Annotated in this window: 17 protein-coding genes; 12 read left to right on the forward strand and 5 right to left on the reverse strand. The window is 71.1% G+C overall.

Going from position 1 to position 15,174, the window contains the following annotated elements; all coding sequences use genetic code 11:
* Window positions 1-5 precede the first annotated feature (5 nt).
* The 4 genes from ACW7GZ_RS03775 to ACW7GZ_RS03790 are packed head-to-tail and all read left to right on the forward strand — an operon-like array spanning window position 6 to window position 3,390.
* Window positions 6-1,346, forward strand: coding sequence for a phosphatase PAP2/dual specificity phosphatase family protein (locus tag ACW7GZ_RS03775; RefSeq protein WP_457007977.1), 1,341 nt, complete (start codon window positions 6-8; stop codon window positions 1,344-1,346).
* Window positions 1,343-1,768 (forward strand): hypothetical protein, encoded by a 426-nt coding sequence (locus ACW7GZ_RS03780; RefSeq protein ID WP_457000803.1) that lies wholly within the window; start codon window positions 1,343-1,345, stop codon window positions 1,766-1,768. Before ACW7GZ_RS03775 ends, ACW7GZ_RS03780 begins: the two co-directional genes overlap by 4 nt.
* A gap of 27 nt (window positions 1,769-1,795) precedes the next feature.
* Window positions 1,796-2,446 (forward strand): lysophospholipid acyltransferase family protein, encoded by a 651-nt coding sequence (locus ACW7GZ_RS03785; RefSeq protein ID WP_457000801.1) that lies wholly within the window; start codon window positions 1,796-1,798, stop codon window positions 2,444-2,446.
* Entirely contained in the window at window positions 2,443-3,390 is a 948-nt protein-coding gene (locus ACW7GZ_RS03790) for a phosphatidate cytidylyltransferase (protein ID WP_457000799.1), read from the forward strand. Before ACW7GZ_RS03785 ends, ACW7GZ_RS03790 begins: the two co-directional genes overlap by 4 nt.
* Here ACW7GZ_RS03790 and ACW7GZ_RS03795 read toward each other — a convergent pair whose 3' ends face one another.
* The gene (locus ACW7GZ_RS03795) at window positions 3,391-4,191 is read right to left on the reverse strand and encodes a polysaccharide deacetylase family protein (protein ID WP_457007900.1); all 801 of its coding nucleotides are present in this window, start codon (window positions 4,189-4,191) and stop codon (window positions 3,391-3,393) included.
* A 230-nt stretch (window positions 4,192-4,421) separates the two neighbouring features.
* Between ACW7GZ_RS03795 and grxD the strand changes: the two genes are divergently transcribed.
* A complete protein-coding gene (gene grxD, locus ACW7GZ_RS03800; RefSeq protein WP_457000795.1) occupies window positions 4,422-5,348 on the forward strand; it encodes a Grx4 family monothiol glutaredoxin in 927 nt (308 codons plus the stop codon).
* A gap of 106 nt (window positions 5,349-5,454) precedes the next feature.
* Here grxD and ACW7GZ_RS03805 read toward each other — a convergent pair whose 3' ends face one another.
* Together ACW7GZ_RS03805 and ACW7GZ_RS03810 are read right to left on the reverse strand one after the other, a co-directional pair.
* The gene (locus ACW7GZ_RS03805) at window positions 5,455-5,988 is read right to left on the reverse strand and encodes a DUF924 family protein (RefSeq protein WP_457002780.1); all 534 of its coding nucleotides are present in this window, start codon (window positions 5,986-5,988) and stop codon (window positions 5,455-5,457) included.
* Between the two features lie 14 nt (window positions 5,989-6,002).
* Window positions 6,003-6,779 (reverse strand): AMP nucleosidase, encoded by a 777-nt coding sequence (locus tag ACW7GZ_RS03810; protein ID WP_457007902.1) that lies wholly within the window; start codon window positions 6,777-6,779, stop codon window positions 6,003-6,005.
* A 198-nt stretch (window positions 6,780-6,977) separates the two neighbouring features.
* On the opposite strand from ACW7GZ_RS03810, the gene ACW7GZ_RS03815 reads away from it, so the two are divergent.
* The 7 genes from ACW7GZ_RS03815 to ACW7GZ_RS03845 all read left to right on the forward strand — a co-directional run bounded on the left by ACW7GZ_RS03815 (window position 6,978) and on the right by ACW7GZ_RS03845 (window position 14,070).
* Window positions 6,978-8,414, forward strand: coding sequence for an amidohydrolase family protein (locus ACW7GZ_RS03815; protein ID WP_457007904.1), 1,437 nt, complete (start codon window positions 6,978-6,980; stop codon window positions 8,412-8,414).
* A gap of 95 nt (window positions 8,415-8,509) precedes the next feature.
* On the forward strand, window positions 8,510-9,778 hold the full coding sequence (locus tag ACW7GZ_RS03820) for an amidohydrolase family protein (protein ID WP_457007906.1): 1,269 nt from the start codon (window positions 8,510-8,512) through the stop codon (window positions 9,776-9,778).
* The gene (locus ACW7GZ_RS03825; RefSeq protein WP_457007908.1) at window positions 9,775-11,703 is read left to right on the forward strand and encodes an acyltransferase family protein; all 1,929 of its coding nucleotides are present in this window, start codon (window positions 9,775-9,777) and stop codon (window positions 11,701-11,703) included. The genes ACW7GZ_RS03820 and ACW7GZ_RS03825 overlap by 4 nt, the downstream gene beginning before the upstream one ends.
* A 72-nt stretch (window positions 11,704-11,775) precedes the next feature.
* Window positions 11,776-11,946 carry a hypothetical protein gene (locus ACW7GZ_RS03830; RefSeq protein WP_457000788.1) on the forward strand — a complete coding sequence of 57 codons (171 nt, stop codon included), beginning with the start codon at window positions 11,776-11,778 and terminating at the stop codon, window positions 11,944-11,946.
* 91 nt (window positions 11,947-12,037) lie between these two features.
* Entirely contained in the window at window positions 12,038-12,979 is a 942-nt protein-coding gene (locus tag ACW7GZ_RS03835; RefSeq protein ID WP_457000786.1) for a DegV family protein, read from the forward strand.
* 65 nt (window positions 12,980-13,044) lie between these two features.
* Complete coding sequence (locus ACW7GZ_RS03840; RefSeq protein ID WP_457000785.1) at window positions 13,045-13,386, forward strand: hypothetical protein; 342 nt, start codon at window positions 13,045-13,047, stop codon at window positions 13,384-13,386.
* A gap of 3 nt (window positions 13,387-13,389) precedes the next feature.
* Window positions 13,390-14,070: a Dph6-related ATP pyrophosphatase gene (locus ACW7GZ_RS03845; RefSeq protein ID WP_457007910.1), complete on the forward strand. Its 681-nt coding sequence runs from the start codon at window positions 13,390-13,392 to the stop codon at window positions 14,068-14,070.
* A 76-nt stretch (window positions 14,071-14,146) separates the two neighbouring features.
* Here the strand turns inward: ACW7GZ_RS03845 and ACW7GZ_RS03850 are convergent, their stop codons facing one another.
* Window positions 14,147-14,581, reverse strand: a complete 435-nt coding sequence (locus tag ACW7GZ_RS03850) for a hypothetical protein (protein WP_457007912.1) — start codon at window positions 14,579-14,581, stop codon at window positions 14,147-14,149.
* Window positions 14,582-14,645: 64 nt separating this feature from the next.
* Window positions 14,646-14,969 carry a putative quinol monooxygenase gene (locus tag ACW7GZ_RS03855; RefSeq protein WP_457007914.1) on the reverse strand — a complete coding sequence of 108 codons (324 nt, stop codon included), beginning with the start codon at window positions 14,967-14,969 and terminating at the stop codon, window positions 14,646-14,648.
* Window positions 14,970-15,174 lie beyond the last annotated feature (205 nt).

Here is a 15,174-nt window from a genome sequence, read left to right on the forward strand (position 1 = left end):
CCGCGCTGCCACAGCCCCGTCCCTGGAAGCGCGCGCTCGCCTGGCTCGCCTTCCTCGGCCCGTTCTTCTACCTGAGCTACGGCCTGGCCAACGCCATGGCCGCGCAGCGCGCGGACGTGCCGCACATCGCGTTCGACTGGGAGCACGCGCTGCCGTTCCTGGCCTGGACGATCGTCCCCTACTGGACCACCAACCTGTTCTACGCCGCCTCGCCCTTCCTGTGCCGCGACCGCGGCGAGCTCGACACCCACTGCCTGCGGCTGCTGTCGGTGCAGCTGCTGGCGGTGACCTGCTTCCTGGCCTGGCCGCTGGCCTTCAGCTTCGAGCGCCCGGCAAGCGACGGCCTGTTCGGGGCCATGTTCGCCGCACTGGAGGGCTTCGACCGGCCCTACAACCAGGCGCCTTCGCTGCACGTGGCGCTGACGGTCATCCTGTGGACGCTCTATGCACGCCATCTGCGCGGCGCCTGGCAATGGGCGCTGCACCTGTGGTTCGCGCTGGTGTGCGTGTCGGTGCTGACCACCTACCAGCACCATTTCATCGACATCCCCACCGGCATCGCCGCCGGCTGGCTGTGCGTGTGGCTGTGGCCCCGGAATGCACGCGCACCCTGGCGCGATGCTCGCCCGACGCGCGATCCGGTGCGCTGGCGGCTGGCGGCCCTCTACCTGGCCGGGGCGCTCGCCGCCGCCGCGCTCGCGGTGGCCGGAGGCGGGGGATGGCTGTGGCTGTGCTGGGTGGCGCTGTCGCTGGCGCTGGTTGCGTGCAATTACGCGCTGCTGGGTGCCGCTGGCTTCCAGAAGCGCGCGGACGGACGGCTTGGCACCGCGGCGCGCTGGCTGTACGCGCCCTACCTGGCCGCGGCCTGGATCAACTCGCGCTGGTGGACGCGCCGGCAGCCGGCACCGGTCGAGGTCGCCGACGACGTGTGGTTGGGGCGGATTCCCGGCCGCAGCGAGCGCGCGGGCCTGGCCGTCGTCGACGTGTGCGCCGAGCTGTCGCTGCCCGGCGGCGCGCGCGAGGGCGACCGCAGCATCCCGATGCTCGACCTGGTGGTTCCGGAACCCGCCGCGCTGCGCGAGGCCGCGGAGGCCATCGAGCGCGCGGCCGCCCGCGGGCCGGTGCTGGTGTGCTGCGCACTGGGCTACTCGCGCAGCGCGGTGTCGGTGGCCGCCTGGCTGCTTGCAAGCGGGCGCGCGGCAAGCGTGGACGAGGCGATCGCCCGCGTGCGCGCGGCGCGGCCACAGGTAGTGCTGCGCGATGGCCACTGCATCGCGCTGCAGGCCGTGGTCGGGGCCGGCCGGGTACAGCCGGCGCAGTCGAGCCTGCAGGCATCCGCGCGATGAAGCCGTTCGACCTCCGGGTGATGGCATCGTTGCTGCGCCAGGGGCGTCGCCTTCACGGCGTGAGCATGGGGCTGGCCGCGCTGGCCGCCGCCTGGCTGGTGCTGCAAACCGTGGTGCCGACCGCGGACGCGCTGGTCCTGGTGCTGCTGGCCGCCAGCCTGCTTGCGGCCGCCTCGCAGCTCTATTGCGCCATCCGGGTCGACTTCGACGCCGACCTGCTGGCGTCACTTTCGGCCGGCAATGAGAAGGATCCGGCGCAGGCGCTGGACGCCAGCCTGCAGGCACTCGGCTTCCGGCCGGCCGGGGATGCTCGTGGCTGGAACGAACGCTGGCACGGTGCGCGCGGATGGATGCGCCGCCAGGCAGCGCTGCTGGCACTGCAGGGACTGCTGATGGTGGCCGCCTGGCTGGCCGCCACCTGACAGCGCGACGGGGAAAGGAGCAATCACATGGTGAACGACCTGATCGCACGCGGCTTCAGCGGCGCAATCCGCGCCCTGACCGGTGCGCGTGCGCTGTGGGAGGGCTGCGGCCCGTCTGCCGACCGGCGGGTGTACTTCGGCAACCACGCCAGCCACGGCGATTTCGTGATGATCTGGTCGGCGCTGCCCTTCGGCCTGCGGCGGCGCGTGCGCCCGGTGGCGGGGGCCGACTACTGGAACCGCAGCCGCCTGCGCCGCTACCTCATCCACCGCGTCTTCAACGGTGTGCTGATCGAACGCGACCCCGCGCAGCGCAGCGAGGATCCGATCCTGACCCTGTGCAACGCGGTGGACGGCGACGCCTCGCTGATCCTGTTTCCCGAAGGCACCCGCAACACCGGTGACGGGCTGCTGCCGTTCAAGAGCGGCATCTACCACCTGGCCCGGCAGCGGCCGGAGCTGGAGTTCGTGCCGGTCTGGCTCGACAACCTGCACCGGGTCATGCCCAAGGGCCGGCTGCTGCCGCTGCCGCTGCTGTGCACCGCGCGCTTCGGCACCCCCATGCGGCTTGTGCCGGGCGAGGACAAGCAGGGCTTCCTGGACCGGGCCCGCGCCTCGCTGATGGCGCTTGCGGGCAGCGATGCCGGCGACGCGGCAACGCCGGAGGGCCAGGCATGATCGACCTGCTGCGGGGATTCTCCGACACCACGCTGCTGTTCGCAGGCATCGGTGCAGTGCTGGTCGTGGCCACCCTGGTCGCCGAGACGCTGCGCTGGCGCGCCGACGGCCCCAGCGCGGTGATCGACAACCTCGTCGCCCGCATCCGCGCCTGGTGGGTGATGGCGGCCGTGGTCGGGCTCGGCTTCCTCGGCGGGCGGATCGGCATGACCCTGCTGTTCGCGCTGATCTCGCTGTTCGCCCTGCGCGAGTTCATCACCCTCACGCCCACCCGGCGCGGCGACTACTGGGCGCTGGTGGCCGCGTTCTACGTGGTGCTGCCCTACCAGTACTGGCTGGTGTACAGCGACTGGTACGGCATGTACACGCTGCTGATCCCGGTCTATGCGTTCCTGTTCCTGCCGATCCTTTCGACCATCGGCGGCGATACCACCGGCTACCTGGAGCGCACCTCGAAAGTGCAGTGGGGACTGATGGTCAGCGTGTTCTGCATCTCCCACGTGCCGGCGCTGCTCAACCTGCAGATCGACGGCTATGAAGGCCGCAACCTGCTGCTGATCGCCTTCCTGGTGATCGTGGTGCAGTCGTCTGACGTGCTGCAGTACGTGTGGGGCAAGCTCTGCGGGCGCCGCCTGATCGCACCCCGGCTGTCGCCGTCGAAGACCGTGGAAGGTTTCATCGGCGGCGTCGCCTCGGCCTCGGCGCTGGGTGCCGCGCTGTGGTGGATCACCCCGTTCACGCCCTTGCAGGCGGCCCTGCTGGCGCTGGCGATCAACCTGATGGGCTTCTTCGGCGGCCTGGTGATGTCGGCGATCAAGCGCGACCGCGGCATCAAGGACTGGGGCCACATGATCGAAGGCCATGGCGGCATGCTCGACCGCCTGGATTCGGTCTGCTTCGCAGCGCCGGTGTTCTTCCACCTGGTGCGCTACTGGTGGGCGTGACTAGCGTGCTGCCGGCACCACCGCCCGATACCCCCGTTGCCGCAGTGCCTCGAGCACCGCGGCCACGGTGTCAACGCTGCGGCCATGCGGAGCGCCTTCGTGGAGCAGGACGATCGCGCCAGGTGCCAGGTCGCGGGCGATGCGCCCGGTGACACGGGCGGGGTCGGATTCGACGGCGTCGTAGCCACGGGCGCTCCAGGCCAGGCGGGCAAGGCCGGCCTTGCGCAGCGGCGCGTGCACGAAAGGATTGGCGTGGCCGACCACGGCGCGGAACCAGCGCGGCGCGGTGCCGGTGATCGCGGTCAGCGCCTGCTGGCAATCGAGGATCTCGCGGCGCATCGCAGCCGGTCCCAGTGCCCAGAAGCGGGCCTGCGGGTGGGTGTGGCTGTGGTTGCCGATGCCATGCCCGCGGGTCGCGATTTCGCGCACCAGCTCCGGTCGCGCCTGTGCGCGTTCGCCGACGAGGAAGAAGGTGGCTTTCGCGCCGTGGGCATCGAGCAGGTCGAGGATCGTCGGTGTATCCGGCGACGGGCCGTCGTCGATGGTCAGCCAGACTTCCGGCGCGGCGGTGTCGAAGCGGGTCGCGACCGGGCCGAACAGCCTCGATCCGGGCCGCAACGTGCCCCAGACGAAGCCGAGGTGAAGCACGAGCAGCAGCGGCAGGCCCCAGCGCCAGCCCAGCTGCCACCAGGCCAGGGCCACGGCGGCGTGCAGCAGCAGCGCGAGCCAGGCCCAGGCATGGGGGCGGCGGGGGATGGCGTGCAGCGGGGAAGGGCCGGAATCGCGGGAATTTCGAGGCATCGGGGGATGGTGGCATGGGAGCCACGGCTGTGGTGGCTTGCCGCATTCGCCGCTATAGCGGCTCCCACAAAAGCCCGGCCCGCACGGGGTGGGCCACTGGGCTGGTGCGGGGTGCGGGGTGCGGGGTGCGAATCGGTATCGCATGCCGCGTGTCGATGATGCGGGTCAAGGCCGCGCGGCGGCGCGGGGAGTACCCTATGCGGCCCACAGACAACACCGCGGTGCCCGCCATGTCCCTTGCCCCCGAACTCCGCCAGCGCATCGACGACCTGCTCCAGGCCAATCGCATCGTGCTGTTCATGAAGGGCGATCCGCAGGCGCCGCAGTGCGGCTTCTCGTCCAAGGCGGTGGCCGCGCTGTCGGCGCTGGAGCTGCCCTACGCGCACGTCAACGTGCTTGCCGACGGCGAGATCCGCGAAGGCATCAAGGCCTATGGCAACTGGCCGACCATCCCGCAGCTCTACATCGGCGGCGAGCTGGTCGGCGGCAGCGACATCATCGAGCAGATGGCGAACTCCGGCGAGCTGCACGCCGCCGTCGGGCTGCCGCCACCGGATCGCACGCCGCCTGTCATCACCATCACCCCGGCCGCGCATCCGATGCTGCGCAAGGCCATCGACGATGCCGGCGGCGACCTTGCCGTGCAGATCGACATCGACCCGAACTTCCGCACCCGGCTGGCGCTGGCCACCCGCAATGCGAACGCCATCACCGTGGACTGCAACGGAATCCCGGTGCAGGTGGACGTGGCCGCCGCGCGTCGCGCCGACGGCCTGATCGTCGACTGGGCCGACGACGCCCGCGGCAAGGGGCTGGTGATCGAGAACCCGAACGCGCCGCCCGCCGTGCGTCCTCTGGCGCCGGTGGATGCGCAGGCCCGCGCCTCGGGCGGCAGTCTGCGCGTGGTCGACGTGCGCCCGGCCGACGAGCGCGCGCAGGCCGCGGTTCCGGTGCCGCATTCAACCTTGGACGCCGGTCCCGGCGCGCTCGAGGACCTGCCGAAGGACACCCCGCTGGCCTTCATCTGCCACCACGGCGGCCGCAGCGCGCAGGCGGCGGAGCATTTCCGCCAGCTCGGCTTCCGCGAGGTCTACAACATCGAAGGCGGCATCGACGCCTGGGCCGAGCACGTCGACGGCAGCATCCCGCGCTACTGACGCCCCGGCGCAATCACCTGTGGGAGCCGCTGCAGCGGCGATCGCGGCCATGGCCGCTCCCACAAGATCCACCGCAACTGCCGGCCCCCCGCTTTTGCAGGAGCGGTCAGAAGCCGCCGCCGGCGTCCAGCCAGGCCTGCTCTTCGGCGCTGTTGGCGCGGCCCAGGGCGTGGTTGCGGTGCGGGAAGCGGCCGAAGCGCTCGATGACGTCGAAGTGCCGCACCGCGTAGTCGAGTGCCATCTCGCCCAGCTCGCGCATCAGCGCCACCGCGTCCTCCTGGTCGGCGATGCGTTCGGAATGCTCGAAGGGCAGGTAGCAGAACATCCGCAGGCCCTCTTCGACCTCCTGGTCCAGCCCGGCTTCGATCATGCGCCGCGCGTAGTGCAGGGCCAGCGGATCGGTGGCGTAGGAGTGGGCGCTGCCACGGAAGATGTTGCGCGGCACCTGGTCGAGCAGGATCTGCAGGGCAAGCGCGCCTTCGGCGTCGTCCATCCAGCCCTCAAGCTCGCGGCGCGCAGCGGCGTAGTGCGCGGCCTCCAGATGCCGGCGCACCTCTTCGTCGAAGGCGTCGCCGCCGCGGAACCACTTCTCGTAGCCGGCCTCGCGCCAGAAACCAATCACTTCGCCCGCGGTGGGCATGGCAGTTGCGTCGTTCATTCGTCGAACCTCAGGTGGCGTACGGACTTGCCGTGGCGGCGGATCAGGCGCAGCGCCTCGATGCCGGTCTGGATGTGGCCCTCGACGAAGCGCGTGCTCACCTGCTCGTCGGAGGCTTCGGTCTTGACGCCTTCCGGGATCATCGGCTGGTCGCTGACCAGCAGCAGCGCGCCGCTTGGAATGCGGTTGGCGAAGCCGGCGGCGAAGATGGTCGCGGTTTCCATGTCGATGGCCATGCAGCGCATCGCGCGCAGGCGCTCCTTGAAGGCGGCGTCATGCTCCCAGACACGGCGGTTGGTGGTGTAGACGGTGCCCGTCCAGTAGTCGAGGCCGGCATCGCGGATCGAGGTCGAGACCGCACGCTGCAGCGCGAACGCCGGCAGCGCCGGGACCTGCGGCGGCAGGTAGTCGTCGCTGGTGCCCTCGCCGCGGATGGCGGCGATCGGCAGCACCAGGTCGCCGAGCTGGTTCTTCCTCTTCAGCCCGCCGCACTTGCCCAGGAACAGCACCGCCTTGGGCGCGATCGCAGACAGCAGGTCCATCATGGTGGCCGCGTTGGGGCTGCCCATGCCGAAGTTGATCATGGTGATGCCGTCGGCGGTGGCGCTGGGCATCGGCCGGTCCATGCCGACCACCTCGGCCCCGGTCAGGCGCGCGAAGTGGCCCAGGTAGCCGCCGAAGTTGGTCAGCAGGATGTGCTCGCCGAAGCCATCGAGCGGCACGCCGGTGTAGCGCGGCAGCCAGTTCTCGACGATGTGTTCCTTCTCTTTCATTGGATCCTCCGTTTCCGGTGATTCTTGCATGGCCGTCATCGCCGCTATAGCGGCTCCCACAAAGGCCCCGGGGTCACGCACGCCTGAGCCCGCCAAAGCTCCTGTGGGAGCGGCCATGGTCGCGATCCCTGACCTTCCGCCCATTGCCTGCGGCCACGCCGCCCGGATACGGTGGGCGGCGAACCACGGGGAACACCAATGACACTGAAGGCACAGACCGCGCTCGCCGCGGCGCTCACCCTTGCGCTGGCCACCGGCTGCGCGACGACCAGCGCGGCGGGTGGCCGCGGTGATGCCGGCGACCGTTCGACCTCCGCGGCCGTTGCAACCGGCGGGTCCGGCTCCCCCGGCGACGCCTACCCCAGCACCTACCGGCGCATTGCCGGCGCGCCGGTGCTGATCGCCAATGCCACGATCCTCGACGGCCACGGCGGCATGCTCAAGGAAGGCGACGTGCTGATGCACGACGGCGTCATCGCCAACATCGGCTGGGACCTCGACGACGAGGTGCCCGCGGGCACGATCCGCATCGACGGCCGCGGCAAGTGGGTCACGCCCGGCATCATCGACATCCATTCGCACCTGGGCGTCTATCCCAGCCCGGGCACGCGCTCGCACAGCGACGGCAACGAGATGACTTCGCCGGTCACCGCCGCGGTCTGGGCCGAGCATTCGGTGTGGCCGCAGGACCCGGGCTTCCACGCAGCCCTCGCCGGCGGCGTCACCACCCTGCAGGCGCTGCCGGGCTCGGCCAACCTGGTCGGCGGCCGCGGCGTCACCCTGCGCAACGTCCCGGCCGAGACCTACCAGGCGATGAAGTTCCCAGGCGCCCCGCACGGCCTGAAGATGGCCTGCGGCGAGAACCCCAAGCGCGTCTACGGCCAGAAGGGCGGCCCGGCCACGCGCATGGGCAACGTCGCCGGCTACCGCGCGGCCTTCATCGACGCCGCCGACTACCGCGACAAGCGCGCGAAGGACGGCGGCAAGGACGGCAAGCGCGACCTGAAGCTGGAGACGCTGGCCGGCGCGCTCGACGGCGAGATCCTCGTCCACATCCACTGCTACCGCGCCGACGAGATGGTGACCATGCTCGACCTGGCCGACGAGTTCGGCTTCAAGGTCGCCGCCTTCCACCATGCCGTAGAGGCCTACAAGATCGCCGACCGCCTCGGCCGCGACGGCGTCTGCGGCGCGCTCTGGGCCGACTGGTGGGGCTTCAAGATGGAGGCCTTCGACGGCATCCAGGAGAACATCGCCCTCGTCGACCGCGCGCCGGGCGGCTGCGCGATCGTGCACTCCGATTCCGACGAGGGCATCCAGCGCCTCAACCAGGAGGCCGCGAAGGTGATGGCCAACGCGCGCCGCGTGGGTATCGACATCACCCCCGAGCACGCGATGACCTGGCTGAGTCGCAACCCGGCCAAGGCCATGGGCATCGCCGACCGCACCGGCACCCTGGAGGCCGGCAAGATGGCCGACGTGGTGCTGTGGAACGGCAATCCTTTCAGCTCCTACGCGCTCGCCGAGCAGGTGTGGATCGACGGCGCACGCGTCTACGACCGCAACGACCCCGCACGCCAGCCGCGCTCGGACTTCATGCTTGGCCGCGGCGCCGCTGCCGGAGGTGTGCGATGAGCCTCTCCTGTGGGAGCCGCTATAGCGGCGAACAGCCTCGACGCTCCGGCCGGTCGCAGCCATGGCTGCTCCTACAAAGGATCGCGCTGGCGGCAATGCTTGCCGCCTCGGCTACCGCCGTTTCCCAGGACCTCCTGATCCGCAACGCCACGGTGCATACCGCTACCGAGCGCGGCACGCTGCAGGGCGCCGACGTGCTGGTGCGCAACGGCCGCATCGCTGCCGTCGGCACTGCGCTGGACGCCGGCAACGCGACCGTGGTCGATGCCGGCGGCAAGCCGGTCACGCCCACGCTGTTCGGCGGCATCACCGGCATCGGCATCGAAGAGGTGTCGGGTGAGGAAGCGACCACCGACGGCACGCTCGCGCTCGGCGGCGGCGCCCACGACATGGTGGTGCGCCCCGAGTTCGACGTCACCCTGGCCTACAACCCGGATTCGCTGCTGCTGCCGGTGGCGCGCGTGGAGGGCATCGGCTTCACCCTGCTGTCCGCGGGCACCGGCGCCGGCGGCTCGATCATCGGCGGCCAGGGCGCGGCCATGCGCCTGGACGGCGGCGACCAGCCGGCGGGCCCGAAGCTGCTCTTCATCGACCTCGGCAGCCGCGCTTCAGGCCTCAGCGGCGGCTCGCGCGCGGCGCAGTGGATGCTGCTCGACCAACTGGTGGACGAGGCGCGCGGGCGTATCGATGCCGGCTCGCACGCCGCGCTACTGACGCCCGCCGGACGCGACACCCTGCGTCGCCACATGGACGGCGATCGCCCGCTGGTGGTCGCCGTGGACCGCGCCGCCGACATCCGCCAGCTGCTGCGCTGGGCGAAGAAGCACGACGTGCGCATCGCCATCCGCGGCGGCGGCGAGGCCTGGCGCGTGGCCGGCGAACTGGCCGCGGCCGGGGTGCCGGTGTTCGTCGACCCGCTCGACAACCTGCCGGCGAACTTCGACCGCATCCACGCCAGCCTGCGCAGCGCCGCGGTGCTGCGCGCGGCCGGGGTCGAGGTCGGCTTCACCCAGGCCGGCGACGCCTCGCACAATGCGCGCAAGCTGCGCCAGCTGGCCGGCAACGCCGTCGCCCACGGCCTGCCCTGGGAGGACGGCCTGGCCGCCCTGACCCGGGTGCCGGCGCGCGCGTTCGGCGTCGACGGCGAGATCGGCGCGATCGCCCCGGGCCTGCGCGCCGACCTGGTGCTCTGGGACGGCGACCCGCTGGACGTCGCCAGCCTTGCGCAGCGGGTGTGGTTCGACGGCCGCGCAATCGACATGCGCTCGCGCCAGACCGAACTGCGCGACCGCTACCTGCGCGCGGAGCCCGACGCCGCGCGCGGTGAGCTGCCGCGGGCATATCCGGCTGCCGGCGAACGGTGACCACGGCCGCCAGCCACCCGCAGGGGCTGGCATATCGCGCGGACATCGATGGCCTGCGCGCCATCGCCGTCCTCGCGGTGATCGGCTACCACGCGTTCCCGGGCCTGGTGCCCGGCGGCTTCGTCGGCGTCGACGTCTTCTTCGTCATCTCCGGCTACCTGATCACCTCGCTGCTGCGCGACGAGCTGGCCGGCAGCGGGCGCATCCGGCTCGGCGCCTTCTACGTGCGGCGCATCCGCCGCCTGTTCCCGGCCCTGGCGCTGGTGCTGGCGGCCTGCCTGGTGGCGGGCTGGTGGCTGCTGGTGCCGTCCGACTACGCCCGGCTGGGCCGGCACGCGGCCGCGTCCGCGGCCTTCGTCGCCAACCTCGCGTTCTGGACCGACGCCGACTATTTCTCGCCCGCGGCCGACACCTTGCCGCTGCTGCACCTGTGGTCCCTGGGCGTGGAGGAACAGTTCTACCTGGCCTGGCCGCTGCTGCTGGCGCTGGCCGCACGCATGGGCGTGGGGCTGCGCGGGCTCACCGTGCTCGCCGGGGGCCTGTCGCTGGCCGCCTGCCTGCTGCTGACCCGCAGCGACCCCAGCGCGGCCTTCTTCCTGCCCTTCACCCGGTTCTGGGAGCTGCTGGCCGGCGCGTGGTGGGCCCTGCGGACGCCCGCCGCGCGGTCGCCGGCACCGCCCCGGCGCGCGCTCGCCGAGGCCGCCGCCGTGGCCGGGCTCGCCCTGGTCCTGGCGGCCTTCTTCGCCTTCGACGACCAGGCATCGTTCCCCGGCTGGCGCGCGCTGCTGCCGGTCGCCGGCTGCCTGCTGATGCTGGCCGCCATGCCGGGCGCACCGTGGATGCGCTGGCTACTGTCACGGCCCGCCGTGGTCTGGATCGGCCTGGTCAGCTACCCGCTGTATCTCTGGCACTGGCCGCTGTTGTCGTTCGCCCGCATCCACGCCACCGGCGAGATCGGCACGCTGTTGCGACTGGCCCTGGTCGCGCTGGCGTTCGCGCTCGCGGGCCTGACCTGGTGGCTGCTGGAACGCCCGCTGCGCCGCCGCCTGCCCGCGCGCACGGCGCTGCGCGTGCTGCTGCCGGCGATGGCCGCGGTGCTGCTCGCATCGCTGGCGCTGTGGGGCCTGCGCGGGGTCGAGTCACGCGCCGGCGAGCCGGTGCGCGCCTACGCCAACTACGGCTACGACTGGCGGGAGCCGAGCCGCGAGGGCCGCTGTTCGCTGACCGGCGCCAGCGGCGAGCCGGCGATGTTCCTGCCCGAGTGCGTCGATCCGCCCGGTCCCGCGGCGCGGCCCCTGGTGGCCATCTGGGGCGACTCGCACGCGGCGCTGCTCTACCCGGGCCTGCGCGAAGCCGCGGGCGACCGGCTGCGTCTGGCCCAGTTCACGCGCAGCGGCTGCCGGCCCTACCTCTCATCGATCAAGCCGGCCTGCCGCGAGAGCAACGCCTGGGTGATCGCCCGCATCGCCGAACTGCAGCCCGAGTACGCGGTGCTCTTCAGCTACTGGACCGCCAACGACTACGTCGACCCCGGCCAGGTCCTGCGCGACCTCGATGAAACCATTGTCGCGATGCAGCGCGCCGGCGTGCGCCGGGTCGTGGTGGTCGGACCGGCGCCGCGCTGGCGCGAGTGGCTGCCGAAGCTGCTGGTTCGCCGCTACGACGCCGCCCCCTTCCTGCGCGTACCGCAGCGCCTGCGGGACGAGACCCTGCCCGAGCCCGGCGTCCTCGACCAGGTGCTGGCGACCGCGCTGGCCGGGCGCCCCGGCGTCAGCTACGTCTCGGCGCTGGACCGCCTGTGCGACCTGCGCGGCTGCCTGGTCTACGTCGACGACCCGGGCGAACTCACCACCTGGGACTACGGCCACCTCGGCCCGCGCGCGTCGCGGCGGGTCGCCGACGGCGTGCTGGACGCCCTCGACTGAGCATTGACCAGGGTCAATACGCCGCGGCACGCCGCGGCCGATCATCGCCCCGAACCCATGGGGAGACCCGCAATGCATCCTGTCCTGGTCGAAATCATCGCCCGCCCGGTCGGCTGGATGCTGATCGCCGGCACGCTGATCATGATCGGCATCGGCATCGGCGTGCCGCTGTTCATCCGCCATCGGGAACGCCTCGAAGCCGAGGAGGCCCGGCGCCGGGGTGATCCGACCCCGGACCGCTGAGGCCACGGAGGGTGTGTCGCGTCGCACCCGGAGCGTGACCACCGGCACGCCTCGTGCGAGGATCGGGTCGTCCTTCCAGGAGCCCAGCCAGATGCGCATTGGCCTCGTCGTCGATTCAGCATGTGACCTGCCAACAGAGTTCCTCGAACGCGAGCAGGTCGAGCTGTTGCCCATCACCGTCCGCATCGGCGACGCGGTCCACGCCGACCATCGCGACGAAGCCCGGACCCTGGCCTTCCTCGAGTCGCACATCGCCGAGCGCGGCGCCAGCGCCGAGACCATTCCCTACACGCCCGAGCAGATCCGCGACCTGTTCCTCGAGCGCCTGGTGGTCGACTACGACTACGTCTTCTGCATGACCATCACCGGATCGCGCAGCCCGATCTTCGCCAACGCGCAGAAGGCGAGCTACATGATCCTCAACGACTACAAACAGCCGCGTTCCGCCGCGGGCAACAACACCCCGTTCGCGCTGCGCGTGATCGACACCCGCAACCTGTTCTGCGCCCAGGGCATCCTGCCGGTGGAGGCCGCGCGCCTGCGCGCCGCCGGCGAGCAGCCACTGCGCATCCGCACCCGCCTGGAAGAGCTCGCCAACAACACCTACGGCTACCTGGTGCCGCGCGACCTGTACTACATCCGCAACCGCGCGCGTGCCAAGGGCGACCGCAGCGTGAGTCTCCTCAGCGCCGCGCTGGGCACCGCGCTGGACATCAAGCCGGTGCTGCGCGGATACCGCGGCGAGACCGGGCCGGTGGCCAAGATCAAGGGCTTCGATCCGGCGGTTGAGAAGATGTTCGACTTCTCCGCCCGGCGCGTGCAGGCCGGGCTGATGACCCCGACGGTCACCCTCTGCTACGGCGGCCAGCTCGACGAGATGCGCGCCCTGCCGGGCTACGACCGCCTGCGCAACGCCTGCGCCGACCAGAACGTGGACGTGTTCGAGAGCGTCATGAGCACCACCGGCATGGTCAACGTCGGCCGCGGCGCGGTGGTGGTGGGCTTTGCCGCGAAGGAGCACGCGTTCGCATGACGAACGCAACGCGCGGTTAACGGCCGGAGGCTAAGCTTGGCGCATCGCCACCCGACGGATGCCCCATGGCCACCCGCTACTTCATCGCCATTCCCGACCCCGCCGCCGCGCGCGCAGCGGGCGAATTCCCCTTCACCGCACAGGGCGCGGACGCGTTCGCGCGCGAACTGCAGGAGGCACTGCGCGGCGACGGCCTGTTCGAACGCTGGCGCGCCACCCAGGACGAGCCTGACGAAGTCGACCCGCTGCTCGGCGCCACCGACCCCGCGGCCAGCGTGGAAGGCGTGCAGCGCGAAAAGCGAGTCGAGCTGGCGGCCAGCACCAGCCTGCGCGGCGACGTGTTCAAGCACCGCATGCGCCTGTTGGCCGGCAGTGCCTGGGAGCTGCGCGACGTCCGCGCCGGCTGAGCCGTGACCCGGCCCCGCGCACTGCTGGCCTGGAGCGGCGGCAAGGACGCGGCCTGGACGCTGCACGCCATGCGCCAGCGCGACGATTTCGACGTGGTCGGGCTGATGAGCACGATCACCGAAGGCCACGAGCGCGCATCGATGCAGGGCATCCGCGTCGACGTGCTGCGCGCACAGGCCGCGGCCGCCGGTCTGCCGCTGCTCGAGTCACGGATTCCGCAGGACTGCGACAACGCCCGCTACGAAACCGCGTTCGCCGCCACGCTGGACGAGGCGCGCGCGCACTGGCCGGGCATCACCCACATCGCCTTCGGCGACCTGCTGCTGGCCGACATCCGCGCCTGGCGCGAGGCGCTTTGCGCGCGGCTGGGCTGGACCGCCGCGTTTCCCCTGTTCGGCCGCGAAACCGCTGAGCTGGCGCGCGAAATGTTTGCCGGCGGGCTGCGCGCAACACTGTGCTGCGTCGACACGCAGCAGCTCGACGGCACCTTCGCCGGGCGCGACTTCAACAACGCGCTGCTCAGCTCCCTGCCCGCCGCCGTGGACCCCTGCGGCGAACACGGCGAATTCCACACCTGCGTGGCGGACGGTCCGATGTTCGCAGTCCCTGTCGCACTGCGACGCGGCGACACGGAACTGCGCGACGCACGCTTCGCCTACACGGACTTCCGGCTGGCGACCTGATGCGGCGCCAGGAGGCATTGGCGCGTTCCGTGGCAAAAAGCTCTTGCTCTTCCGCGGCGTTCGCAGCCGGACAGACTCAACGCAGGATGTGGCGGGCGGACATGCGGCGCGCGAAGAGCCACAGGGCGATCGCGATCGCCACCAGCAACACGGGGAAGCCGAGGCTTGCGACGCCACCGAGCGACCAGGCCGGCGTGACCGAGTAGCTGGCCAGGACCTGCAGCACCAGGGCCACCAGTGCGACGAGGTAGACCGGCACGGCCCAGCGCCGCCGCAGCAGCAGGCCCAATGAACCGATGACACCGCCGATGGTCGCCACGCCGTAGAAGATGTACAGCCAGGCGGGCGCGGCCTCGTAGATCGCGCGCCGGTCCGGCGGCATGGCCTCCAGCGCCTCGGCCGGCATCGCCAACTGCATGCCGAAGGCGGCCACCCCGACCAGGTTCCACAGCAAAGCCAGCACGCCGACCACCCACACGCTGACCGGAACTTTCTTCGAACCTGCTTCCATGACGCTCTCCCCGAACACGGATACGGGGAAGGGTGCGCCCGTGCAGGTATCCGGGCAAGGGCGCTTACGCCGGCCGGTGCCACTCGCCCAGCGGCACCAGCACCTGCGGCTCGCGCGGACCCTGCAGCAGCTCAGGCAACAGGGCTTCGTACGCACGGCGATACGACGTGTCCTGCCGCTGCAAGAACGCCTCGACCGAAGGCTCGGCCCAGCGCTCGTACAACGTGAACAGCGTCGGATCCTGCGCATCGACGTGCAGCTGGCAGGACACGAACGCGTCTTCCCGCGACATCTGCTCGATGATCTCCGCCACCGCCCGACGCCACGCATCGACACAATCGGGCTTGACCCGGCACTTCACGTAAAAAACGAGATCCTGGTTCGCCATGGGCACGCCTCCGGTTCAAGAGCGCGCCATTCTCGCGCCGCGCCCCCGCGCTCTGCACGTGCGCGGGTCACAGCTGGAGATATCGGACAGCAGGGAAAAGCTTTGCCACGGATCACGCGGATAAAATCCAATCAAGCAGACGGGGCGCGGAGCTTCGATGCTCTACCTTCTATCTGCTTCTATCCGCGTAAATCCGTGGCAAAAG

It is taken from the genome of Luteimonas sp. A537 (genome assembly GCF_054052065.1).